At 49.2% G+C, this 252-nt stretch carries 1 rRNA gene; it reads left to right on the forward strand.

The window, feature by feature from the left end:
• A 23S ribosomal RNA gene (locus ATB76_RS28925) occupies positions 1 to 252 on the forward strand; the annotation flags it as partial.

Below are 252 nucleotides of genomic sequence, written 5' to 3' on the forward strand. Positions count from 1 at the left end.
CAAGCAGTAGGAGCACCTTCGTGGTGTGACTGCGTACCTTTTGTATAATGGGTCAGCGACTTATATTCAGTGGCAAGGTTAACCATCTAGGGGAGCCGTAGCGAAAGCGAGTGTTAACTGCGCGACTCAGTCGCTGGATATAGACCCGAAACCAGGTGATCTAGCCATGGGCAGGTTGAAGATTGAGTAACATCAATTGGAGGACCGAACCGACTAATGTTGAAAAATTAGCGGATGACTTGTGGCTAGGGG

This window comes from Vibrio sp. MOR3, from assembly GCF_001557775.1.
Lineage (GTDB): Bacteria > Pseudomonadota > Gammaproteobacteria > Enterobacterales > Vibrionaceae > Vibrio > Vibrio jasicida.